The organism is Streptomyces sp. SDr-06 (genome assembly GCF_003324565.1).
Lineage (GTDB): Bacteria > Actinomycetota > Actinomycetes > Streptomycetales > Streptomycetaceae > Streptomyces.
In genome coordinates, this window is sequence record NZ_QOLA01000001.1 from 421,840 (window position 1) to 443,623 (window position 21,784).

The 21,784-nt window shown below is 72.2% G+C and carries 22 protein-coding genes; 11 read left to right on the forward strand and 11 right to left on the reverse strand.

Features of this window, described 5'->3' with window-relative positions:
- Positions 1-28 precede the first annotated feature (28 nt).
- On the forward strand, positions 29-511 hold the full coding sequence (locus DT019_RS01905) for a hypothetical protein (RefSeq protein WP_114034776.1): 483 nt from the start codon (positions 29-31) through the stop codon (positions 509-511).
- A gap of 21 nt (positions 512-532) precedes the next feature.
- Here the strand turns inward: DT019_RS01905 and DT019_RS01910 are convergent, their stop codons facing one another.
- A complete protein-coding gene (locus DT019_RS01910) occupies positions 533-1,750 on the reverse strand; it encodes a trans-sulfuration enzyme family protein (RefSeq protein ID WP_114034777.1) in 1,218 nt (405 codons plus the stop codon).
- Between the two features lie 59 nt (positions 1,751-1,809).
- Here DT019_RS01910 and DT019_RS01915 point away from each other — a divergent pair, with 59 nt between their 5' ends.
- Entirely contained in the window at positions 1,810-2,283 is a 474-nt protein-coding gene (locus tag DT019_RS01915) for an Lrp/AsnC family transcriptional regulator (protein WP_114034778.1), read from the forward strand.
- Between the two features lie 46 nt (positions 2,284-2,329).
- Here DT019_RS01915 and DT019_RS01920 read toward each other — a convergent pair whose 3' ends face one another.
- The 3 genes from DT019_RS01920 to DT019_RS01930 all read right to left on the reverse strand — a co-directional run bounded on the left by DT019_RS01920 (position 2,330) and on the right by DT019_RS01930 (position 7,012).
- The gene (locus DT019_RS01920; protein ID WP_114034779.1) at positions 2,330-3,913 is read right to left on the reverse strand and encodes a GMC family oxidoreductase; all 1,584 of its coding nucleotides are present in this window, start codon (positions 3,911-3,913) and stop codon (positions 2,330-2,332) included.
- Positions 3,894-5,435, reverse strand: a complete 1,542-nt coding sequence (locus DT019_RS01925) for an APC family permease (RefSeq protein ID WP_114034780.1) — start codon at positions 5,433-5,435, stop codon at positions 3,894-3,896. The genes DT019_RS01920 and DT019_RS01925 overlap by 20 nt, the downstream gene beginning before the upstream one ends.
- An 89-nt stretch (positions 5,436-5,524) precedes the next feature.
- Positions 5,525-7,012, reverse strand: a complete 1,488-nt coding sequence (locus DT019_RS01930; RefSeq protein ID WP_114034781.1) for an aldehyde dehydrogenase family protein — start codon at positions 7,010-7,012, stop codon at positions 5,525-5,527.
- A gap of 281 nt (positions 7,013-7,293) precedes the next feature.
- On the opposite strand from DT019_RS01930, the gene DT019_RS01935 reads away from it, so the two are divergent.
- On the forward strand, positions 7,294-7,893 hold the full coding sequence (locus DT019_RS01935) for a Type-2Aa cytolytic delta-endotoxin (RefSeq protein WP_114034782.1): 600 nt from the start codon (positions 7,294-7,296) through the stop codon (positions 7,891-7,893).
- Positions 7,894-7,905: 12 nt separating this feature from the next.
- Here DT019_RS01935 and DT019_RS01940 read toward each other — a convergent pair whose 3' ends face one another.
- The 3 genes from DT019_RS01940 to DT019_RS01950 all read right to left on the reverse strand — a co-directional run bounded on the left by DT019_RS01940 (position 7,906) and on the right by DT019_RS01950 (position 11,788).
- A complete protein-coding gene (locus tag DT019_RS01940) occupies positions 7,906-9,612 on the reverse strand; it encodes a ricin-type beta-trefoil lectin domain protein (protein ID WP_223279265.1) in 1,707 nt (568 codons plus the stop codon).
- 311 nt (positions 9,613-9,923) lie between these two features.
- Positions 9,924-10,577, reverse strand: coding sequence for a response regulator (locus tag DT019_RS01945; protein WP_114034784.1), 654 nt, complete (start codon positions 10,575-10,577; stop codon positions 9,924-9,926).
- 5 nt (positions 10,578-10,582) lie between these two features.
- The gene (locus DT019_RS01950) at positions 10,583-11,788 is read right to left on the reverse strand and encodes a sensor histidine kinase (RefSeq protein ID WP_114034785.1); all 1,206 of its coding nucleotides are present in this window, start codon (positions 11,786-11,788) and stop codon (positions 10,583-10,585) included.
- Between the two features lie 167 nt (positions 11,789-11,955).
- On the opposite strand from DT019_RS01950, the gene DT019_RS01955 reads away from it, so the two are divergent.
- From DT019_RS01955 to lepB, 4 genes are all read left to right on the forward strand, one after another.
- Positions 11,956-12,471 (forward strand): YceI family protein, encoded by a 516-nt coding sequence (locus DT019_RS01955; RefSeq protein ID WP_114034786.1) that lies wholly within the window; start codon positions 11,956-11,958, stop codon positions 12,469-12,471.
- A 63-nt stretch (positions 12,472-12,534) separates the two neighbouring features.
- On the forward strand, positions 12,535-13,296 hold the full coding sequence (locus tag DT019_RS01960; RefSeq protein ID WP_114034787.1) for an N-acetyltransferase: 762 nt from the start codon (positions 12,535-12,537) through the stop codon (positions 13,294-13,296).
- A 188-nt stretch (positions 13,297-13,484) separates the two neighbouring features.
- Complete coding sequence (locus DT019_RS01965; protein WP_114034788.1) at positions 13,485-14,591, forward strand: alpha/beta hydrolase; 1,107 nt, start codon at positions 13,485-13,487, stop codon at positions 14,589-14,591.
- 211 nt (positions 14,592-14,802) lie between these two features.
- Complete coding sequence (gene lepB / locus DT019_RS01970; protein ID WP_223279266.1) at positions 14,803-15,645, forward strand: signal peptidase I; 843 nt, start codon at positions 14,803-14,805, stop codon at positions 15,643-15,645.
- Between the two features lie 16 nt (positions 15,646-15,661).
- On the opposite strand, the gene DT019_RS01975 is transcribed toward lepB, so the two are convergent.
- The 4 genes from DT019_RS01975 to DT019_RS01990 all read right to left on the reverse strand — a co-directional run bounded on the left by DT019_RS01975 (position 15,662) and on the right by DT019_RS01990 (position 18,758).
- On the reverse strand, positions 15,662-16,159 hold the full coding sequence (locus DT019_RS01975) for a hypothetical protein (protein WP_114034790.1): 498 nt from the start codon (positions 16,157-16,159) through the stop codon (positions 15,662-15,664).
- The gene (locus DT019_RS01980) at positions 16,156-16,806 is read right to left on the reverse strand and encodes an RNA polymerase sigma factor (protein ID WP_114034791.1); all 651 of its coding nucleotides are present in this window, start codon (positions 16,804-16,806) and stop codon (positions 16,156-16,158) included. The genes DT019_RS01975 and DT019_RS01980 overlap by 4 nt, the downstream gene beginning before the upstream one ends.
- A 58-nt stretch (positions 16,807-16,864) precedes the next feature.
- Positions 16,865-17,332: an LPXTG cell wall anchor domain-containing protein gene (locus tag DT019_RS01985; RefSeq protein ID WP_147267249.1), complete on the reverse strand. Its 468-nt coding sequence runs from the start codon at positions 17,330-17,332 to the stop codon at positions 16,865-16,867.
- Positions 17,333-17,528: 196 nt separating this feature from the next.
- Complete coding sequence (locus DT019_RS01990; protein WP_114034793.1) at positions 17,529-18,758, reverse strand: carbohydrate-binding protein; 1,230 nt, start codon at positions 18,756-18,758, stop codon at positions 17,529-17,531.
- A gap of 293 nt (positions 18,759-19,051) precedes the next feature.
- Here DT019_RS01990 and DT019_RS01995 point away from each other — a divergent pair, with 293 nt between their 5' ends.
- Genes DT019_RS01995 through DT019_RS02010 form a run of 4 tightly spaced genes read left to right on the forward strand, consistent with a single transcriptional unit; the run spans position 19,052 to position 21,726 of the window.
- On the forward strand, positions 19,052-19,240 hold the full coding sequence (locus DT019_RS01995) for a hypothetical protein (RefSeq protein WP_114034794.1): 189 nt from the start codon (positions 19,052-19,054) through the stop codon (positions 19,238-19,240).
- Positions 19,241-19,275: 35 nt separating this feature from the next.
- On the forward strand, positions 19,276-19,812 hold the full coding sequence (locus tag DT019_RS02000; protein ID WP_223279267.1) for an RNA polymerase sigma factor: 537 nt from the start codon (positions 19,276-19,278) through the stop codon (positions 19,810-19,812).
- On the forward strand, positions 19,813-20,547 hold the full coding sequence (locus DT019_RS02005) for a hypothetical protein (RefSeq protein ID WP_114034796.1): 735 nt from the start codon (positions 19,813-19,815) through the stop codon (positions 20,545-20,547). It abuts the gene before it with no gap.
- Positions 20,548-20,574: 27 nt separating this feature from the next.
- Positions 20,575-21,726, forward strand: coding sequence for a D-alanyl-D-alanine carboxypeptidase family protein (locus DT019_RS02010; protein ID WP_114034797.1), 1,152 nt, complete (start codon positions 20,575-20,577; stop codon positions 21,724-21,726).
- Positions 21,727-21,784 lie beyond the last annotated feature (58 nt).

A 21,784-nucleotide genomic window follows, 5' to 3' on the forward strand; every position in this document is an offset into this window, starting at 1 on the left:
AAAAAGCGTCGCAAGGGGACGATCAGCAGTGCACAGGTTGTCGCGTACCACCGGCCTCGTCTCCGTGGGGCTCGCCGCCGCCCTCCTCATCTCGGGGTGCAGCAGTGGCGGCACGGACCGGGCGTCGGACAAGGCCTCGGACAAGCCGTCGGCCAAGGCGCCCGCGACCAGCGGCGCGCCGTCCGCCTCAACTCCCGCTCAGGGCAAGGGAAAGGGCACCCCGGCCGCGTCCGGGCCCGCGTCCGGCGGAATCGACGGCGACTGGGTGGCCGTCACCCAGGGCAAGCCCGTAGCCCTCGTCATCAAGGGCAAGAACGCCTCCGTGCTCGGCGAGCACCTCTGCAACGGAACGACGAGCAGCGCCGCCGGCACGGCGACGCTGCATCTGAAGTGCCCGGACGGCAACACCGCGCGCACGAAGGGGGCGGCCAGGCTCAACGGCTCCACCCTGGAGGTCAGTTGGGCCGGATTCGGCAAGGACGAGTTCACCCGGAACAAGACGTCCCGATAGTCCCCCGCCCCCGCTCCCCGTTCACGCCTCGGCGAACCGGACCTCCCCGGCCACCGCGGCCGCGTCGAAGTCCCGGCGCGCGGGCCGGGCCGAGGCCGGCCCGCCCAGTGCCTGGTCCAGGTCCCGCCACAGGTCCTCGGCGTCCTCCAGGCCGACCGACATGCGCAGCAGCCGCTCGCTGACACCGGCCGAGGCACGGTCGTCCTCCGGCACGATGCGATGGCTGATCGAGGCCGGGTGCTGGATGAGGCTGTCGACGCTGCCGAGGCTGACGGCCGGGGTGATCAGGCGGACCCGGGCGATCACGTCGTGCGGGTCGGTGAGCGTCTCGAAGGCCACCATGGCGCCGCCCACCTTCGGGTAGTGGACGCGCAGCACGCGCGGGTCCGCGGCCAGGCGTGCGGCGAGTCCGGCCGCGGTCGCGGAGGCCGCACGCACCCGGACCGGCAGCGTCGCGAGTCCGCGCAGCAGCAGGTAGCCCGCGAGCGGGTGCAGCACGCCGCCGGTGGCGAAGCGGATCTGGCGCAGCCGCCGGGCGAAGGCCTCGTCGCACGCGACGACTCCGCCGAGCACGTCCCCGTGGCCGCCCAGGTACTTGGTCGCGCTGTGCAGCACCAGGCGGGCGCCGCTGTGCGCGGGGCGCTGGAGCACCGGGGTGGCGAAGGTGTTGTCGACGAGCAGCGGCACCGTGCCGCAGGCCCCGGCGAGCGCCTTGAGGTCCACCTCGGCGAGGGTCGGGTTGGCCGGGCTCTCCACCATGACCAGCGCCGTGTCCGGACGGATCGCGTCGGCGACGCCCTCCGGGTCGGCCCAGGTGACCTCACTGCCGAGGAGCCCGGCGGTCAGCAGATGGTCGCTGCATCCGTAGAGGGGGCGGACGGCTACGACGTGGCGCAGGCCCGTGGCGTGCTGGGCGAGCAGGACCGCGGACAGGGCCGCCATGCCGCTGGCGAAGGCGACGGCCGCCTCGGTGTCCTCCAGGCGGGCCAGGGCCGCCTCGAAGCGGGCCACGGTCGGATTGCCGAGCCGGCCGTAGACCGGCGGCCCCTCGGGTTCCTCGCCGGTGGCGGCGAAGGCGTCGACGCGGGCGGCTTCGGCCCTGCTGTCGTACGAGGGGTAGGTGGTCGACAGATCGATCGGCGGGGCGTGCAGACCGAGAGCGGCGAGGTCTTCGCGGCCCGCGTGCACGGCGAGGGTGTCCACGGCTCTGGCGTCCACATGCGTGGTGTCGGCGTCCATGCGTCCACTGTGAACAGGTGCCGGGCCCCGGGAGCCGTACCCCGTGTTACGTTCGGGCCATGGCCGAATCCGTCGTACTGGACCCGGTGGATCTGCACATTCTGCGCCTTCTGCAGAACGATGCCCGCACGACCTACCGCGATCTCGCCGCCGAGGTCGGTGTCGCGCCCTCCACCTGCCTGGACCGTGTGGCCCGGCTGCGCCGGACCGGGGTGATCCTGGGCTATCAGCTGCGGGTGGATCCGGCCAAAGTGGGCCGGGGGCTCCAGGCGCTGCTTTCCGTGCAGGTGCGCCCGCACCGGCGCGATCTGATCGGTCCGTTCGTCGAGCGGGTCAGGGCGCTGCCGGAATCCCGGTCGCTGTTCCATCTGACCGGGCCCGACGACTATCTGGTGCATGTGACCGTCGCGGACACTGCCGATCTCCAGCGGCTCGTCCTGGACGAGTTCACCTCACGGCCGGAGGTCGCGCGGGTGGAGACCCGGCTCATCTTCCAGCAGTGGGACTGCGGCCCGCTGCTCCCTCCGGCCTAGGCCCGGTTCCGGGCCCCGTGCGGGGTCCGGAACCGGTCGGCGGGGGTCAGCGCGCGTCGGCCTTCAGGAGGTCGGCGCACTTCTCTCCGATCGCCATGGTGGTGATGCACGGGTTGACAGTGACGAGCTCCGGCATGATCGAGCCGTCGCACACCCGCAGCCCGTCGATGCCCTTGACCCGCAGGCGGGCGTCGACCGGCGCCATGGCGTCGTCGTCGGCACCCATCTTCACCGTGGAGGCCGGGTGGTAGACGGTGTTGTGGGTCTTGCGGATGTAGTCGAGCAGCTCGTCGTCGGTGCGCACGTCCGGGCCCGGCGCGAGCTCGGCACCCGCCCAGCCGCTCAGGGCGGGCTGCGCCGCGATCTCGCGCGCCAGCTTCAGGCCGTACGTCATGACCCGCTCGTCGTGCTCGTGCGTGAAGTAGCGGGGGTCGACCATCGGCTTGTCGCGGTAGTCGCGGGTGCGCAGCCGCACGGTGCCGCGCGACTTGGCCTGCGTCACGTTGGGGGTGAGGCAGAAGGCGTTCTCGGTGGTCGGGTAGCCGTAGCGCGCGGTGTTCATGTCGAACGGCACCTGGCCGTAGTGGAACATCAGGTCGGGGCGTTCCAGGCCGGGCTCGGTGTCGGCGAAGATGCCGATCTCCCACCACTGGGTGGACGCCGTCGTCATGGGCTGCTTGGCCTCCCACATGATGACGCCCTCGGGGTGGTCCTGGAGGTTCTCGCCGACGCCGGGGGCGTCCACCAGGACGTCCACACCCACCTCGCGCAGGTGCGCGGCCGGGCCGATGCCCGACAGCATGAGCAGCTTGGGGGTGTCGATCGAGCCGCAGGACACGATGACCTCGCGCCGCGCGGTGACCGTGCGGGTGTGGATGAGGTCCGGGTCGAGGTACTCGGCGCCGGTGCAGCGCCGGTTCCCGTCGATGATCAGCTTCTTGGCGCGCACCCCGGTGCGGACCACGAGGTTGGGCCGCTGGTCCATCACGGGGTGGAGGTAGGCCACCGAGGACGACTGGCGGATGTTGTTCTCGTCGGAGTTGATCTGGAACCAGTTGGCGCCCCGGATCACGGTCTTGCCGTCGTTGAACTGCGTGGTGGGGATGCCCTGTTGGGCGCAGGCCTCCAGCAGGGCGGCGCCGCACGGGTCGGACGACTTGACGTTGCGTATCTTCACCGGGCCGCTGCGGCCGTGGTGGTCGCCCGGTGCGTCGTTGGTCTCCAGACGCTGGTAGAGCGGGAAGATGTCGGCCGCACCCCAGCCCGAACAGCCCGCCGCCTCCCAGGCGTTGAGGTCCTCGGCAGGCGCCCAGAAGGCGATGCAGGAGTTGTGCGAGGAGCATCCGCCGAGCACCTTGGCGCGGGCGTGCCGCATGAAGCTGTTGCCGTGGGTCTGCGGCTCGACCGGGTAGTCCCAGTCGTACCCGGACTCGAGCAGGCCCATCCAGCGGTCGAGCTTGAGGACGTTGTCGTCGCCGACGTCGGAGGGTCCTGCCTCCAGGACGCACACCGTCACCGAGGGGTCCTCGCTGAGCCGGGCCGCGACCACGTTGCCCGCCGTGCCGCCGCCGACCACGACGTAGTCGAACTCCTCGGTGCGGACGGGGGATTCAGTGTGCTGTGTGGGCATGGATCTGCGACTCACTTTCGGTTTCCGATGCGGCATGGCTCGCGAGAACGCCGGTCTTGTGGCGCTGGACGAACCAGTAGTAGGCGAAGCCGCCGAGCAGGACGGCTCCGACGAAGAGGAAGGCGCCCCAGCGCAGGTACCAGTGGTAGGGCGCGGTGGCGTTGTAGACCTCGGCGCGCGGCCAGGCCAGGTTGAGGGTCATGGCGCCGCCCCACAGCACGCCGAGGATGTTCACCGGCAGGCCCCAGCGGCCGAGCGAGAACTTGCCGTCGTCGGCCGGGGTCCACTTGCCGCGCAGCCGCGCGATCAGCATGGGCGTGGTGACGAGCAGATAGGCGACGTAGATCATGATGATGCCGATGCTGGTGACCACCGAGAAGATCTGCGGCTGACGGATGTTCACCAGGAGGATCACCAGGGCCAGGACGCCGATGACGACGGCGGGCAGCACGGGGGTCTTGAAGCGCGGGCTGACCTTGGCCATGAGCGAGGCGGCGGGCAGGTTGTTGTCCCGGGACATCGCGAAGGCAAGGCGGATGGCGGCGGTGTGCACGGCGAGCGCGCACACGGTGACCGCGATCAGGACGCACCAGAGCATCAGCTTGCCGCCGGTGTCGCCGAGCACGTCGAGCACCACGTACTGGAGGCCGTCGGTGGTGATGCCCTTGCCGTCGAGGCTGCTGACGCTCATCAGCGCGAGGATCAGGATCAGACCGCCCAGCACGAACGAGGCGAGCAGGGCCCGCAGGATCGCGCGGGGGGCGTTGCGGGAGGGGTCGACGGACTCCTCGCCGAGGGAGGCGGCCGTGTCGAAGCCGTACATCACATAGGCGGAGGCGAGCGCCGCTGTGAGGAAGGCGCCCATGTAGCCGAAGCTGCCGCCGCTGCCGTGGCCGTGGGTGTCGAGGACGACGGAGGGGCCGCGCACCACGTGGACGGCGAACAGCACGATCAGGACGACGGTGGCGACCAGTTCGAGGAAGACGCCCGCCGTGTTGATGCGGGCCATCAGCTTCACGCCGAACGCGTTGACCAGGGTGGTGAACAGGATCAGCACCGCGGCGAGGATCACGGCGTTGGTGGCGACGTCGTAGGTGCCGGTGCCGTCGCCGACGATCTGGAACACCTTGGAGATCTGCGGCAGGGTCGCCTGGTAGGCGAGCGCCACCGCGGCGATCGACACGATCGAGGCGATCAGCATCATCCAGCCGGCCAGCCAGCCCACGTGCGGGCCGCCGAGCTTCTTCGCCCAGTTGTAGACCGAGCCCGCGACCGGGTACTTGGCGGCCAGTTCGGCGAAGCACAGCGCGACCATCAGCTGACCGACGAAGACCAGCGGCCAGGACCACCAGTAGGCGGGGCCGCCGAAGCCGAAGCCGAAGTAGAACAGCTGGAAGGTGCCGGTGAGGATCGAGATGTAGCTGATGCCGGCGGCGAAGGTGTGGAAGTTCCCGAGGGTGCGTTTCAGTTCGGGTCTGTAGCCGAACTCCCGGAGCTCGGCATCATCCTGTGTCATGCTCATGACCAGACTCCAAGTAGGCAGGGATTCAGGAGGGGCACGGGGCGGTGACCGGCCGTCCGCGGGGAGCGGCCGGTCAGGAGGTCAGCGGCTCAGCTCTCGAACCACCGCTGGGGTTCGGGGGCCGTGTTGCGCCAGATGTGCTTGGTCTCCTGGTACTCGGCCAGGCCCGCGGGTCCGAGTTCGCGTCCCGTGCCGGACTGCTTGTAGCCGCCCCATTCGGCCTGCGGGACGTACGGGTGGAAGTCGTTGATCCACACGGTGCCGAGCCGCAGCGCGGCCGCGACGCGGCGGGCCCTCGCCTCGTCGGTGGTCCACACCGCGCCGGCCAGGCCGTAGACCGTGTCGTTGGCCAGGCGTACGGCCTCCTCCTCGTCGGCGAAGCGCTCGACGGTCAGCACCGGCCCGAAGGACTCGTCCCGCACCACGCTCATACCGGCCCGGCACTCGTCCAGGATGGTCGGCGGGTAGTAGTAACCGCCTTCCAGCTGGGGCGAGTTGGGCCGCTCGCCGCCGCAGCGCAGCACGGCGCCCTCGGCGAGCCCGGCGGCGACGTACGCCTCGACCTTGTCGCGGTGGGCGGCCGAGATCAGCGGGCCCGTCTCGACCCGCTCGTCGAAGGGGCCGCCGAGCCGGATGAGCCGGGCGCGGCGCACGAGTTCGTTCACGAACCGGTCGTGCAGCGCGTCCTCGACCAGGAGCCGGGTGCCGGCCGAGCAGACCTGGCCGGAGTGCAGGAACACGGCGGTCAGCGCGTTGTCCACGGCCGCGTCGAAGCTCGCCTCGTCCCGGGCCGCGTCGGCGAAGACGATGTTGGGGTTCTTGCCGCCGAGTTCGAGCGCGACCTTCTTCACGGTGGGCGCGGCGGCGGCCATGATGCGGCGGCCGGTCACGAGCCCGCCGGTGAAGGAGACGAGGTCGACGTCAGGGTGCTCGGCGAGCGGCGCGCCCGCCTCGGGGCCCGCGCCGAGCACCAGGTTGGCGACGCCGGCCGGAAGTCCCGCCTCGTCGAGGAGCTTCATGAGGTGGATGGCCGTGTGCGGGGTCAGCTCGCTCGGCTTCAGGACGAAGGTGTTGCCCGCCCCGATCGCCGGGGCGACCTTCCAGGCGGTCTGGAGCAGCGGGTAGTTCCACGGCGTGATCAGCCCGCAGACGCCGATCGGCTCCTGGACGACCCGGCTGTCGACGACCGGGTTGCCGGTCTCGACGACGCGCCCGGCGCTCTCGGAGGCGACGAGGGTCGCGAAGTAGCGGAAGCAGTTCGCGATGTCGTCCATGTCGTAACGGGACTCGACGAGCCGCTTGCCGGTGTCCAGGGACTCGGCCCGGGCGAGCGCCTCCTTGTCGCGCACGAGCAGGTCCGCGACGCGCAGCAGGAGCGCCCCGCGCTCGGCCGGTGCCGTCCTCGGCCACGGGCCGTGGTCGAAGGCGGTACGGGCCGCGGCGATGGCGGCGGCGGTGTCCTTGGGACCCGCCTCGTCGACGGTGGCGACCAGGGTGCCGTCGGCGGGACACCGGATCTCCCGGGTCCGCCCGTCGACGGCGGCGTTCCACTGGCCGTCGATGAAGAGCTCGGGCATGGTTCGGATCCTCCGATGGGTGCTGGGACAGGGCCATCACCGCCCCTGCCCCGGCATGCGGGGAACATGCCGAAAAAATCACCCGAAGTGACGGGCCTCACTTTCCGTGGTACTCGCAGGTCAGCGCGGTGCTTTCGGTCACGTTCGGTCACTCTTGGTCGACCGTGGGCGCTCCCATGCCCCTGCGCGTACGGAATGTGAGACCGCTCTCCCACTCCGCGACCGCTTGTGCATACTGGCGCGTCGGCAAGTGATCACATCCAACCTCCGCGGGAGCAGCCATGGTTGACCGGGCCATCAGCACAAGGGCCGCGTTCAGGACGGTCGTCGAAGTCGGTCCGGACACCCTCGACCAGGTGCGGGCCGCCGAGGCGGTGCTCCAGGAGGCCCTCGCGCCGGCCGCCGCCGGGGCGTTCGACTTCGCCGCCGTACGGTCGGCGGCGCGGAGCCTGCCGAACAGCTCCGTCGTGAAGATCATCCCCGGCTTCGGCCTCCAGGAGACCGCTCCGGTCCAGGTCATGGTCCTCACGCTCCGGCAGGCGGTGCGCCAGGCCCTGGTCGAGCCGTTCGAGAACCCGGCGTTCTGGGCCAAGGCCGAGGCCGCGCTGACCGAGGTGTTCCTCGGTCTCGGCGAGCAGGAAGGGGCGGCGCACCTCACCTTCGAGGACGCCGCGGAAGGCACCCACTACTTCTACGACCTCCTCTTCGCGCTCCAGGACGAGGAGACCGCGGGACACCTCTATGTCGTCGCGTTCCGCGTCGACGTGAGCGTGGCCGCGGACCGGGCGAAGCTCCGGTCGCTGCGCGCCGAGGACACCGCGGCGGTCACGATCCGCCTCGACGCGATCAGCGTGCGACAAGAACTCGCCCGCGCGGTCTGACGGCATACGGCGTCACACGGGCAGCGACCACGCCTGATTGGCCTGGTGGTCGCCGCAGGTCCAGGTGTCGAGCTTGGTGCCGCTCGCCGTGCCGCCCCCGTACACATCGAGGCAGAGCCCCGACGCGGCGTTGACCAGCGTGCCGTCCTGGTCGGTGGTCCACCGCTGGGCGTCGCCACCGGTGCAGGCCGACAAGGTGGCCGCGCTTCCGGCCGAGGCGCCGCTCGCGGTCAGGCACTTGCCGAGCGCCCGTACGGTGTCGTCACCGGACAGCGTCCAGCGCTGATTGGCGTTCCCCGTGCACGCGTAGAGGACCACCGGCGTGCCGTCGGCGGTGCCGCTGTTGGACACGTCCACGCACTTGGCCCCGTTGCCGGTGATCTGCCCGGTGGGCACGGCCTCGCCGCAGCCGCTGCCCGGGGTGAGCCGCCAGATCGCGGTGCCGTGGGCCGCGACGGTCGCGGTCAGCGCGGTGGAGGTGGTCGAACCCGCGCCGCTCCACAGGTCCTTGGCGCGCACCGTGCAGCCCGGCAGGCCGATCGAGGCGAGGCTGGTGGTGACCTTGCGCGCCGACGAGGACCGGTTGAGCACGGCCACGGCCCGGTCGCCGTTGGCCAGCGGGCGGGCCAGGACGTCGGTGGTGCCGTTGGTGGCGACCACCCCGGCCTGCCGGCCGAGGCCGTCCTGGTCGATGGCGACCAGACCCGTGTTGCCGAGAGCCGCGAGTCCGGCCGGGCTCAGGGCGGCCACATCGGAGGAGAGGATCAGCGGGGCGGCCATCATCGACCAGAGCGCCACCTGGCTGCGCGACTCGTCGGCGGTCAGGCCGGGGGCACCGGCCAGCACGAAGTCGGGATCGTTCCAGTTGCCGGGCCCGGCGTAGCGGCCGATCCAGCGGTTGTAGCCGTAGTTGGTGAGCACGCTCGCCCAGCGGCTCGCGTCGGGTTTGTGCGGGTCGTACGTGGCGATGTCATAGCCCTCGCGCCAGAGCTGGCCGTCCTTGCCCACCCAGGAGAGCACCGAGAACCAGCCCGGGTTGCCCCATTCGCCGCTCTGGAAGTAGGCGGGCGCCGATTCGGAGAACACGATGTCCCGGCCGACGTCCGCCAGGGCCGCGGCCTCGGCGTCGTACGCCTGCCGGTAGGCGCCTTCCTTGGTCTGCCCCGGGGCGACGTACAGGTTGCAGCCGTCCAGCTTGAGGTAGTCCACGCCCCACGAGGCGAAGGTGGCCGCGTCCTGCGCGAAGTGGTCGGCGCCGCCTCCCTGGGGCTGCCCGCTGCCGGGGTAGCCGCCGCACGTGCTGGAGCCCGCGTCCTCGTAGATGCCGAAGCGCAGACCGCGCTCGTGCAGATACGAACCGAGCCAGGCCATGCCGTGCGGGAACCGTGCGGGGTCCGCGACGAGTTCGCCCGCGCTGTCGCGGCTCTTGGCCATCCAGCAGTCGTCCACGGTCAGGGTGGTGTAGCCCTTGGCCGCGAGGCCCGTGGAGACCAGGGCGTCGGCGTTGTGCACGACGGTCTGTTCGCTGATGTCGCACATGTAGTGCGCCCAGTTGTTCCAGCCCATCGGCGGAGTGGCGGCCAAAGGCGCGCTCCGGGCCGGGGCCGCGGGCCGCGCGGGGGCCGGGACGGCCGAGGCTCCGACCGCGGTCAGCGGGACGGCCAGGAGGGCCGCGACCACAGCGGCGAGTCTCCGGCGGCGCGTGGGAAGTGACGGCACGACAGATTCCTTCCTGGCCCGGCGGGTTGGGGCCCGGGCGGGATGCGTAGGAGGGCAGGGGAAGGTGCCGATCCCGCCGGCACGAGCCTGCCGGAGGGCACCCGCCAGTGCAGTACTGATGCTCGTACCTGTCAATGGCTCCCATCGAACGAGCAGAAACAAGCATCCGCCGCCGTCCGCACCGAGCCCGGCATTGCCACGGCGTGTCCGGGAGCGGGGCGCCCGAGCGGCTCCGGCGGCGAGGAACGCGCTTGCGCAGGCAGGATCCGTGAACGGGTCAACTTCCGTACGCGTCAAGGGCGTTGGAGAGGCTACTGGGGCGCGACCAGGCCCGCCTCGTGGGCGAGCAGACCCGCCTGGGTGCGATTGGCGCATTCCAGTTTGTCGAGCGTACGCGACACATAGCCCTTGACGGTGGCCTCCGACAGATGGAGGCGGGCCGCGATCCGCGCGTTGGACAGCCCCTCCCCCAGGCCCGCCAGCACCTCTGTCTCCCGCTCGGTCAGCAGGGCGACGCGTTCGCGCGCCCGGTCGCGGGCCGTCAGGCCGTCCGTCGAGGCCGCGATCAGCCTCCGGGCCGCCGCGGGCGACAGCACGGTGTGCCCTTCGGCGGCCACCCGGACCAGCCCGATGAGATCCTCCGGCGGGGTGGACTTCACCAGGAATCCCAGCGCCCCGGCGCGCAGGGCGCGCAGCACGTACTGGTCGGCGTCGAAGGTCGTGAGCACCACGATCGGCGGCGCGTCGGCGCGCCGGGCCAGCCGCTCGATGGCCGTGATCCCGTCCATGCCCGGCATGCGCAGATCCATCAGGACGACGTCGGGCCGGTGGCGCAGCACCGCCTCGATGCCCGCCGCCCCGTCGTGCGCCTCGGCCACGACCTCGATGTCGTCGGCGGAGCCGAGGATCGTGCGGAGGAATCCGCACACCATCGGCTCGTCGTCCACCACGACCACGCGCACCACAGGTCTCACCCCACCGATTCCGCTGTCGGTACGAAGGCGGGCAGCACGGCCTCGACGCAGAAGCCGCCGTCCGGTTCGGGCCCGGCCCGCAGGCTGCCGTGCACGAGCTCGATGCGGCGGCGGAGCCCCGCGATGCCCAGGCCCGAACCGGTGCGCGCCAGCTCGCTGTTGGGCCGGCCGGTCGGCCGGGTGTTGCGGACGGCGACCCGCACCTGCGTCTCCTCGTACTCGACGCGCACGGTGACGCGCGCGCCCGGGGCGTGCTTGTGGACGTTGGTCAGCGCCTCGCGCACCACGCGGTACGCGGTGCGTCCCACGACCGGCGAGGCCAGCGAGCGGTCGCCCCGCTCGACGAGTTCGGCCGGTACGCCCGCCGTCGTCGACTCGGCGACCAGCGCGGCGAACCCGTCCAACGACGGCGTCCGGTCCCCCTCCGGCGCCGTGCGCAGGATGCCGATCAGATCGCGCAGTTCCTCCAGCGCCTGGCAGCCGGCCGAGCGCAACTCCTCCGCCGCCCTCCGGGTCGGCTCGTCGGACGCGGTGACGCGCAGCGCGCCCGCCTGGAGCACCATCAGGCTCACGCGGTGGGTCACCACGTCGTGCATCTCCCCGGCCAGCCGGGCGCGTTCCTCGGTGCGGGCCCGCTCGGCGAGCAGGTACCGCTCGCGCTCCGCCCGCTCGGCACGCTCGGTCAGGGCGCACACCAGCCGCCTGCGGGCGTCGAAGTACAGGGCGAGCAGAGGGCCGACGGCCGTCCGCAGCAGGCCGACGGTGATGACGGTGACGGACGGCTCCCAGGGCCGCGCGATGACGAGGGTCAACAGGCCGAGCGCGAGCAGCGCCCGGCGCCGGTTGCGGGGGTTCCTCCCGTGGAAGAGGGGGCCGTACGCCGCGAGCGCGGTCGAGAACGGCGCCCAGACGTTCTCCGGGGAGGCGGGGGTCAGAGCGTGCAGGGGCGAGATCAGCAGGGTGACGGCGAGCGTGAACGCGCCGAGGAGGGCCACCCCCGTCAGCGGAGCGCGCCTGCGGACCACCACCGAGAGGCAGGCGAGCGTCTGCACCCCGAGCATGGCCCAGGCGAGGGCGCCGGGCCGCGCGGGCCACCAGGTGGCACCGACCAGTGTCAACGCACCGTCGCCCACGGCGAAGCAGACGGCGATGCCCGCATCCACGGCGAGCGGATGCCGACGGTGCCAGAGTCCGTCACTCATGTCGCTCACGGTAGGACATGACCGCGCGGAGGTCGCCGGGAAGCAGACGTTCGGCCCGGCACACCCTACGAAAGTCGCACGGTGGCGGGCACGGCCCTCCTTTCGTCGCTCCAGGAACCGACCGGACACCCTGTCGCGCGGCGCCCGCGCCGCGGTGGAATCGATCCATGGAAACCGACCACGACAGGCTTGCGGCCGCGCCCGCCGTAGGGCGCTACATCCTCGACCCGGACGGCTCGACCCTCTCCTTCAGGACCCGCCACGTCTTCGGGCTCCTGCCGGTGCGCGGCAGTTTCGCGATCCGGTCCGGGACCGTCGACATCGCCGAACCGCTCGGCACCTCGGCTGTCCGCGCCGAGATCGACCCGGCGAGCTTCCGCACGGGCAACCGGCAACGGGACACCGCCGTGCGCTCGGCGCGCTTCCTGGACGCCGCTCGCCACCCGCTCATCGCCTTCACCGCGGACCGCCTGGACGGGACGACGCTGCCCGGCACGCTCACGGTGTGCGGGGTCGCCCGGCCGGTGGACCTGTCCGTCGAGGAGTGCGCCGCGGCGGCCGGGGAGTTCACCGCCCGCGCCACGGCCCGGGTCGACCGGACCGCGTTCGGGGTGACCGCGTCCCCCGGCATGGCCGGGCGCCACCTGGATGTGACGGTGCGGGTGCGCTGCGTACGCGGGTGACGCTCCCCTCCTCCCCTCTTGAAGAGGTGGCGCTGACCTGGGGATTCTGGCAGGGTCCGGCTCGTGACGGACAGCGACCTCATCAAGATCAGCACGCTCGCCGAGCGGCCGGAACTGGCCGCCCGGATCTACGACCTCCAGGACACATGGCCCGAGTTCATAGCCCGGGACCTGGTCGGCTACGCCCTGCTCGGCCGGGTTCCGGAGGAGTTCCCGCAGTACTGCGTGGTGGCCACGGAGGGGGACCGGGTGGTCGCCCGGGGGTTCAGCGTCCCGTTCAACGCGACGCTGGAGGGCCGGGAGGAGATGCCCGACCGAGGCTGGGACCAGGTGCTGACGTGGGCCTTCGACGACCTGCGGCGCGGGCGGGCCGCGACGGTCGCGAGCGCGCTGGAGATCACCATCGACCGCGACAGCCTCGGGCGCGGCCTGTCCCCCCGCATGCTGGCGGCGATGCGCGAGGCGGCCCGCCGCCAAGGGCTGGACGCGCTGGTGGCGCCGGTGCGGCCGACGGCCAAGCACCTCCAGCCGCGGTTGCCCATGTCGGCCTACATGCGTCACGTCAGGGACGAGGACGGGCTGCCCGCCGATCCATGGCTGCGGGTCCACGTCCGGGCGGGCGGCACCATCGAGAAGGCTGCCGCCGCGTCCATGACGGTCAGCGGGACGCTCGCCGAATGGCGCCACTGGACCCGCCTCCCCTTCGACCGGGACGGCGAGGTCGAGGTCCCTGCCGCCCTGGTCCCGGTGCACTGTGACACCCGTCACGATCGCGCGAGCTACGTCGAACCCAACGTCTGGGTGCGCCACGGTCTGCGACCCTGAAGAGAGGGCACACCAGGGGGTGGCCGGGGCCGCGCGGAGCGGGGACGTTCCGCGACCGGCGATGACGGATCTGTCACTTGCACAAGATTTGTAAGACAAATCCGGAACCCATTGGTCACTCCTGCCCATCACGTCTGGTGAACCAACAGGCATGCCCTTGGGCCACAGAACCATCCGGAGCGATCGCAATGACCCACCCCCGCCACGGGGCCTATCAGTCTCAGGGCCACCGCCGGGCCAGCCGCGCCAAGCGCTGGATACTCGGCGTGGTCACGCTCGTCGTGCTCGGCCTGATCGCGTGGCCGGTCCTGAACTACTTCGACGTCTTCTCCGACAAGGGTGACGCGATCAGCTTCGGGCAGGACGGCGGGGCCGGCGGCGACAAGCCGGGCGGCGGGGGGAAGGCGGCCGACTCCAAGGTCCTCATGCCGACCGGCCCGGAGGCGAAGTTCACGGTGGCGGGCACCGTTCCCGAGAACGACACCAAGATCGCCGTGACCACCCTGGAGGGCAAGAAGTCCGGCTTCAAGGGCAAGGTCTGGGTCTGGGTCCCGCCGGAGTACAAGGACCCGAAGTACGCCCAGAGCGGCTTCCCCGTCATGGTCGCGCTGCCCGGCGGCGCCGGTTACCCGACCAACTACTGGATGGGCACGGACCTCAAGCTGGAGGCGAGCATCTCCCAGTGGTCCAAGGAGGGCAAGAGCCTCCCGTTCATCCTCGCGATGCCGGTCCTCAACCCCAAGCCGGACACGGGCGGCCTGTACTGGGACGCGAGTGACATCCCGGGCCAGCCGAAGATGGGCACCTGGCTCACCGAGGACGTCCCCGACCTCATCAAGGCCAATTTCCGTACGATCAAGTCGCGTGACGGCTGGGCCTTCATGGGCTCCTCCACCGGCGGCTTCGCCGGCCTCAAGAGCGTGCTGCAGAAGCCGAACCAGTTCAAGGCCGTCATCGCCTCCGGCCCCGACATCGTCCCCGACTCCCGCCTGTGGGCCGGGCACGACAAGGAGAAGGCGGAGAACAACCCGAAGCTGCTCGCCCAGAAGCTGATCGACACGAAGGGCCCGGACGTCTACCTCGCCTTCCAGGTCGGCACCGCGGGCTCCGACGCCCAGGCCAAGCCGAAGATCGAGGACTTCGTGCAGAAGTACACCAAGGGCCCGGTCAAGACGAAGCTCAGCATCATCCAGGGCGGCGACCACAACGCCAAGACGTACGTGCCGAACATGGCCAATGGCGGCCTCATCCAGTGGATCAGCGAGCACATGCAGGGCCCCGAGCCCGCCTCCTGACCCGCGCTCCTCGCACCGTCGAGCCCCCGTCGTCCGGCGCTGCCGGGCGCCGGGGGCTCGCGCGCGTCCGGCGTCCTTCGGATGCAGGAATGCGGGCGGACACCGCGCGCGGGCCCCGGTGGACAGGGCCGCCCGGAACTACCGTTCGTTGGACAGGTCGCGGACCCAGGCCACCGGGCGCGTGGGGCGCGGTACGAACGGAGGAGCGGGCGTGGGGAATTCAGCGGTCGGCGCGGACGGGAACCCACAGACCGGCGGCGGCGAGCCGCGAGAACCGCGCCGCGCACGGGGCGGCAAGCACCGCTCCTTCTGGAAGGAGCTGCCGATCCTCATCGGCGTCGCACTGGTCCTCGCGCTCCTCATCAAGACGTTCCTGGTGCAGGCGTTCTCCATCCCGTCGGACTCCATGCAGAACACGCTGCGGCCGGGCGACCGCGTCCTCGTCGACAAGCTGACGCCCTGGTTCGGCTCCGAGCCGGCGCGCGGCGAGGTCGTCGTCTTCCACGACCCCGCCGAGTGGCTCGCGGGTGAGCCCCATACGAACCCGAACGTGGTGCAGAAGGTGCTGTCGTTCATCGGTATCATGCCCTCGTCCAACGAGCAGGACCTCATCAAGCGGGTCATCGGCGTCGCGGGCGACACCGTGGAGTGCGAGGGCACCGGCCCGGTGAAGGTCAACGGCAAGCCGCTCACCGAGCCGTACGTCCGCCCCGACAGCACGCCCTGCACGGTCGACGATCAGGGCGGTCAGTTCAAGGTGACCGTGCCCCCGGGCACGATGTGGGTGATGGGCGACAACCGGCGGAACTCGGCGGACTCCCGCTACCACCAGAAGGACAAGACCCACGGATTCGTCCCGGTCGACGACGCCGTGGGCCGCGCGTTCGTAATCGCCTGGCCCCTCTCCCGCTGGGCGACGCTGCCCGTCCCCGCCACCTTCGACCAGTCCGGGATCAACACGACGGCCGCTCTCGCGCCCGGGGCGCTCGCCCTCACCGGCACGGTGCCCGTCGTGCTGTGGCGCCGCCGCCGCGGGGACGGCCGCGACGTCTGACCCTGTGGCCCGGCGGTCAGCGGGCCGAAGGCACGGGCGGCGGGACGGCCCGCCGCGGGGAGGCGCCGCGCGAGGGCGCCTCGTTCGCCGGGCCCCCCGGGGCCTTCGACGGGCTCGGCGAGAGCGCCGCGGGCGACGACTTCGGACGGCCGGCGGACGGTGACCGGGGCGGGCGGGGTGACGGCCGGACGCTGGGCTCCGCGGACGCGGAGGGCGTCGGCGGCGGCTGGACCGGGCCCGGCGAGTCGGCGGGCAGCGGGCGCTGCTCGTCCCGGCCGCAGGAGAGCGTGACGTAACCGACGGCCACGGCGGCGGCCGTGGCGAGCCCGGCCAGCGGCAGCGCGAACCGCCGCAGCCGCAGCCCGGCCCACGGGGTGCGGCGCGCACGGGACCCCGGCGGGTCGGCGGGACGCAGATCGGCCGCGGTGATGCTGTCGGCCCGGGCGGCCAGCGCCGCGCGCAGCCGCGTCTCGACCGGCCGCCCCTGCGTTTCGGGGCTCCACAGGCCGCTCATGCCCCTGCCTCCAGGATCTTCTCCAGCGAGTCGAGGGCCCGGCTCGCGATCGACTTGACCGAGCCCCGGCTGATGCCGAGGGTCGCCGCGATCTCCGCCTCCGTGAGCTCGCTCCAGTACCGCAGGACCAGCACCTCGCGGCGGCGGGCCGTCAACTGCCCCAGCGCGGACAGCACTTCGCGGTGCTCCTCGTCGAGGACGACGCGCTCCTCCGCTGACGGGGCGTCGGGTTCGTGGGGCGGGGTGTAGCCGCGGGCCGTGCGGCGCCTGCGCAGCACGGAGCGCGAGGCGTTGACCACGGCGGTGCGCAGATAGGCCAGCGCGTTGTCGATCTCGTCGATGCGCTCTCCGTGGCGCCGGTACAGCGCGGTGAACGCGTCCTGGACGACGTCCTCCGCGGTGGCCCGGTCATCGACCAGCATCACGGCCAGACGCACCATCTTGAGACGGTGTGCATGGTAGAGCTCGCTGACCGTCGGCGGCGCCGCGGGTTCGGGCGGATCGGCGAACCGGCTCCGGCCGGCCCCGGGCGACAGCGCACGGGTGTCGCGGAACGCCAGGCGGCCCCGGCGCAGCAGTGCGCGCCACCAGGACGCGAGCGGGCTCGGGGCGAAGGGGGACAGCTGCGGTACGGCGATGTGCTCCATCGGTTCCTCGGTGCGCGGGCGTGGCCCCGCCCTGGTCATGGACGGGGCCGTGGGTGCCTCAGTGCTGCTGCCGCCGCCGTACGGCGTAGACGGTGCCGGCGCCCGCGAGGATCAGCGCGCCGGCTCCGGCGCCCATCACCGCGTTGGTCGTGGACGACCCAGTATGAGCCAGCTCCTTCTGGTCCGAGGGGGCGGGTTCGGCGGCCGGGGCGCCGGTGCCGGCCGCCGGGCGGGGCGCGGTTCCGCTCTCGGCTCCCGTGCTGGGGGCGGCGCTGGGCGCGGCCTGCGGCCGGGCGGCCTGCTCGCTGCCGGACGCGCGCTTGACCGGCGACGAAGCGGTGCCCGGCGCGGCCGCCTTGGCCGGGCCCGCGGGCTGCGGCCGGGCGCTCGGCCCGTCGGCGTGGGCGGTACCGGCGAGCGCGGGGACGGCGAGGGCGAGGAGCAGGCCGGTCGTCGCGGCGGCGCCGGCGAGGCGTCGGGGGCCGCGGGACGCGGGGCGGGTGGGACGGTGCTGGGGGACGGTCACGTTGTGCTTCTCCACGGTCGGCGGGGAGGCGCGGGAATGCGCCTTCACCCCTGACGACGTGCGGCGGCGGCCGGGGTTGCCGCTCCCGCGGAAAAAGATTCGGCGGATCGACTAAGCCTTCCGGTGACCGCCCCCGGGCAGCGGAACGGCTCCGGACCGCGCGGCGCGCGCGGTCCGGAGCCGTTGGCCGGGTGGTTCAGCAGGTTCCCTCGTCCTGCCAGACCCCCCATTCCCCCGTGGTCCCGGGCTCCTCGTTCTGGGTCCACCACTTGGCCTTCCACTTGTGGCCGTTGTGGGAGACCTCGTTGCCCTGCGTGTAGACGGCGCTCGGACTCCAGGCCGCCACCGTGCAGGTGCCGCCGGGCGAGGAGGGCGGGGCGGACGACGGCGGGGGCGAGGAGGGCGGGGTGGCCCCGGCGAACCTCACCGAGTACTTGGCGAAGTCCCAGGCCGCCTGCGGAACACTGCTGCACGTCCCCGACGTCGTGCCGTTGTTGTCCGGCGGGGTGCACTGCCGGTCCCGGTTGAGGGACCAGAAGGTGAAGCGTGCCATGCCGTGGCTGGTCGCGTAGTCGAGCACCGTCTGGAAATCGCTCTGCGAGAAGTACTCGCCCGAGTCGCTGCGGCCGTTCATCCCCGAGAAGCCCTCGTGGGCGTAGGCGGTCGCCGTGTCCCAGCCGAACGTCGACCGGAGCACGGAGTTGAAGTTGGTCAGCGCGCTCGTCTGGGCGGCGGCGCCGCTGAACCCGCCGTCGAAGGGCATGATCGAGAAGTTGTCCGGCACGAAGCCCTGCGCCTTGGCCTCGTTCAGCATCTGCTTCCCGAACCAGCCGGTTCCGTCGGCGGTGCCGGCGGTGGTCACCGACACGTACAGGCCGGGGTTGTTCTGCTGGAGGATCTTGGCGGCGCCGATCTCGTGCGAGATGGCGGTGGTGTTCTCGTACTCCGGCTCCTCGAGGTCGAAGTCGATCGCCTTCAGCTGGTACTTGGAGATGACCTGCTGGTACGCGGCGGCGGTGGAGGCCGCGTCCGCACAGTTCTGACCGAGCTTGGTGCCGCCGTATCCGCCGACGGAGACCGAGACGTCGCCGCCCTTGGCGCGGATCGAGGAGATGATTCCGGCGACCGCCGTGTCGGAGGAGACGGGCGCGGTGCCGCCCCAAGTGGGGCTGCAGCCGCCCCCGTTGGGGGCCAGGACGAAGGCGAGCTGGAAGGCCTTGAGGCCGGTGGCGTCCATGATGGCGGCGGTGTCGGGCGGGTTGTTGTCCAGCGGCATCAGATACGGCGCGGCGGCGTACCAGCGGTTGCCGAGCCCGGCCGCGTCGGCGGTCGCGCCCGAGGCCTGGCCGGTGACGAAGGCGGTGAGCCCGGCCGCGGCCAGTGCGGCGCTCGCGGCGCCGCAGAGGAGAGCACGAAGTGGCTTCATGTCGAGGTCTCCTGGGGGTGGGAGGGGGCTCCCAGAATTGGGCGGTGGCCGGAACACGTCAACGACTTGGACTAGACCATTGCTGTTCCTTGAACAAACGAAACAGGCCCCGGCGAACAGAACCGGCCACAAGGGGCGCACGGCGCGGCCCATGCATCGGATCGCCGAGATTCCTGCGACCGCCGTGCACATTCGGGGCATCGAGTCGCTTTGCTGTAGATGGGAGCGAAGGCGCTCTCCGGCACCGTTCCGCGCGTCCTGGTGCCGCCCCCGACCGGAAGGAACCCGGGCCGGTGCACATCGAACTGACCCTCCAGGTACTCGCGGGAGCGACCGCCGTGCGTGTCTTCGCGGCCGACCTCCGCACCCTGTCCCGGCGCCTGCTGGGTGCCGGAGTGCGGGTCGGCGCCGCCGAACTCGCCGAGCTCCGCAGCAGGCACGCGGCCCGCCCCGCGGAGCGGCCCCGGCAAGGCCACCGATGATCGGTCCAGCACCGGATCCGGGGAGTCCACCGTCCGTGCGCGAGGACCTGGCCGCCGCCCTGCCGGCGGACTTCGTCGCCTTCTACTCCACCCACCACCGCACCTATCTCCGCTACGCGCACCTCCAGTTGGGCGCCCGCGAGCTCGCCGAGGGCGCCGTCGAGGACGTGTTCGTGCGGCTCGCCGTCGAGTGGCCGCACGTCCTGCGCAGGCCCAGCGTCCAGGCGTACGCGTGGGCCGCTCTCCAGGACGCGGTCGGCGAGCGGCTGCGCACGCTTGCCCGCGGCCGGGCCCTGGTGCAGACCGCCTCGTTCGCCGCCGCCCGTGACGCGCTGCGCACGGAGATGGAGACCCTCGAAACGGGGCTCGGCCTGTACGCCGCGATCGCCCGGCTGCCCGAGCGCCACTACGACGCGATCGTGCTGCACTACGTCCTCGGATACCCCCAGCGCGAGGTCGCCGCGGTGATGGGCATCTCGTACCCGACGGTCCGCTCCCATCTGCGCGGCGCCCGCCGACGCCTCGCGCGCGATCTGCGGCTCGCCTGGTACACCGACAGCGAGGAGACGTAGATGAGCGCGGACCACATCGACGACGTGCTGCTCGGTGCCGCCGTCCTGCGCGAGGAGTACGACGACTTCGACGCGCGGGCCGCCCTGGAGCGCATCGCCGGGCGGGTCCTGTCCCGCGCGTCCACGGGTCCCGGAGCCCCGCTGCCGGCCGCCACGGCCCGCCGGCTGCGGGCCGAGCAGCGGCTGCGCGCCCTGTCCGCGGACATCCTGCGTGACGAGGCGGCCGTGGCGGCGATGGGGCTGCTGGTGGACGACGGGACGACGATCGAGCCGTACGGCGCGCTCGCCTTCGCCTGTCTGCTCCATCTCACCGACCGGGCGGAGGCAGCCCGGTTCTGGTGGCAGTTCGCGGCCGGCGCCGGCTCCCCCGCCGCGGCGCACTGCCTCTACCTGCACCATCTTCAGTACGGCGAGCCGCACGACGCCGGGCACTGGCGCCGGCAGACCGAAGCCCTGCTGGCGAGCGGCGAGCGGCCGGTCCCCCCGTGCGGGCTGCACCCCATCGAGCAAGAGCCCCTGCTGCCGCGGCCCCGCAGCGGCCCGCTGTCGGCCGACAGCGTGCGCAGGGCCGTCGGCCCGCTGTCGCCCGGGGAGCTGTCGGGCCTCGCCGACGTGGTGCGCAGGCTCGCCGCGTGCCACGACGCGGACTTCGGCACCATCGTGCGGCCCGACCCCGTGCTCGCCGCCGCCGGATGCCTGCCGTGTAGGCCGGACGGCACAAGCCGACCTGCGTGATGTCCGTTCTGTTCCTACGGTGACTGAATGGTCATCAGATCCGGATTCCGTTCGATGGCAGCGCTCACCGCCACTGCCGCCATCGGTCTGTGCTGCCTCGCGCCGACGTCCGACAGTTCCGCCACCGCGCCCCTGCCGGGCCCCCCGGCGGGCGAGCAGGTGCGTCCGCGGCCGGGCGCCCCCGCCCTTCCGGGTGAGGTGTCCGCCCTCTCCTACGTGGTCGCGGACGCCCGTACGGGAAAGGTCCTCGCCGCCCGGGACGCGCACCGCAAGCTGCCGCCGGCCAGCACCCTCAAGACGCTGTTCGCGGTCACCGCGCTCCCCCATCTGCGCGCCGAGGACCGGCACACGGTCTCCGAGCAGGATCTGGCCGGCATCGGCGCGGGCAGCAGTCTGGTGGGTGTCGAGCCAGGGCACACCTACCAGGTGTCCGACCTGTGGCGCGGGGTGTTCCTCAGCTCGGGCAACGACGCCGTGCACGTGCTGGCCCGGCTGAACGGCGGCTGGGAGGAGACCGCGGTCCAGATGCAGGCCCAGGCTCGCAAGCTGGGCGCCCTGGACACCGAGGTCGTCTCGCCCGACGGCTACGACAGCCCGGGGCAGGTCTCCTCCGCCTTCGACCTCGCGGTGTTCGGCCGGGCGGGTCTTGCCCGGCCGGACTTCGCCGAGTACTGCTCGACCAGTTCGGCCCAGTTCCCCGGCGGGAGCGGCTCGTACGGCATCGTGAACACCAACCGGCTGCTCTCGGGCACCGACGGCATCGCCCGGTATCCGGGCATCATCGGGGTCAAGAACGGCTACACGACCCATGCGGGCAACACCCTGATCGCCGCAGCCAGGCAGGGCGAGCGCACCTTGCTGGTGACCGTCATGAACCCGCAGGCCGGCGGCGGGTTCGCGGTCTACGAGGAGGCTCGCACCCTGCTCGACTGGGGGTTCAAGGCCTGGGACCACGTCGACGCGGTGGGTTCGCTGGAACCCGTACGGGCCACCAGGCAGGCCCGGCATCCGGCACAGGTCAGGCAGGTGGCGGCGGTCAGGCCCGAGGGCAGCGACGAGGACGAGCCGGAGTGGCCGATGGCGGGCGCCGCGGCCGGTGGCCTCGCCCTGGCCGGAACCTTCTTCCTGTTGGTGCGCCGCCGCACGACCCGCGACGGCGCGCGGCGCCGGGCCGAGTGAGCCCGCGCGGCGAGCGCCGCGCCGCGCGAGCGCGGCGAGCAGCCGGGCCCGGCCCGCG

Bases quoted from the DNA above. Each gene is read 5' to 3' on its own strand.
- DT019_RS01910 (WP_114034777.1), bottom strand. From the start codon at position 1,750: ATGGACGCCGACACCACGCATGTGGACGCCAGAGCCGTGGACACCCTC.
- DT019_RS01915 (WP_114034778.1), top strand. From the start codon at position 1,810: ATGGCCGAATCCGTCGTACTGGACCCGGTGGATCTGCACATTCTGCGC.
- DT019_RS01920 (WP_114034779.1), bottom strand. From the start codon at position 3,913: ATGCCCACACAGCACACTGAATCCCCCGTCCGCACCGAGGAGTTCGAC.
- DT019_RS01925 (WP_114034780.1), bottom strand. From the start codon at position 5,435: ATGAGCATGACACAGGATGATGCCGAGCTCCGGGAGTTCGGCTACAGA.
- DT019_RS01930 (WP_114034781.1), bottom strand. From the start codon at position 7,012: ATGCCCGAGCTCTTCATCGACGGCCAGTGGAACGCCGCCGTCGACGGG.
- DT019_RS01935 (WP_114034782.1), top strand. From the start codon at position 7,294: ATGGTTGACCGGGCCATCAGCACAAGGGCCGCGTTCAGGACGGTCGTC.
- DT019_RS01950 (WP_114034785.1), bottom strand. From the start codon at position 11,788: ATGAGTGACGGACTCTGGCACCGTCGGCATCCGCTCGCCGTGGATGCG.
- DT019_RS01955 (WP_114034786.1), top strand. From the start codon at position 11,956: ATGGAAACCGACCACGACAGGCTTGCGGCCGCGCCCGCCGTAGGGCGC.
- DT019_RS01965 (WP_114034788.1), top strand. From the start codon at position 13,485: ATGACCCACCCCCGCCACGGGGCCTATCAGTCTCAGGGCCACCGCCGG.
- DT019_RS01975 (WP_114034790.1), bottom strand. From the start codon at position 16,159: ATGAGCGGCCTGTGGAGCCCCGAAACGCAGGGGCGGCCGGTCGAGACG.
- DT019_RS01980 (WP_114034791.1), bottom strand. From the start codon at position 16,806: ATGGAGCACATCGCCGTACCGCAGCTGTCCCCCTTCGCCCCGAGCCCG.
- DT019_RS01990 (WP_114034793.1), bottom strand. From the start codon at position 18,758: ATGAAGCCACTTCGTGCTCTCCTCTGCGGCGCCGCGAGCGCCGCACTG.
- DT019_RS02005 (WP_114034796.1), top strand. From the start codon at position 19,813: ATGAGCGCGGACCACATCGACGACGTGCTGCTCGGTGCCGCCGTCCTG.
- DT019_RS02010 (WP_114034797.1), top strand. From the start codon at position 20,575: ATGGTCATCAGATCCGGATTCCGTTCGATGGCAGCGCTCACCGCCACT.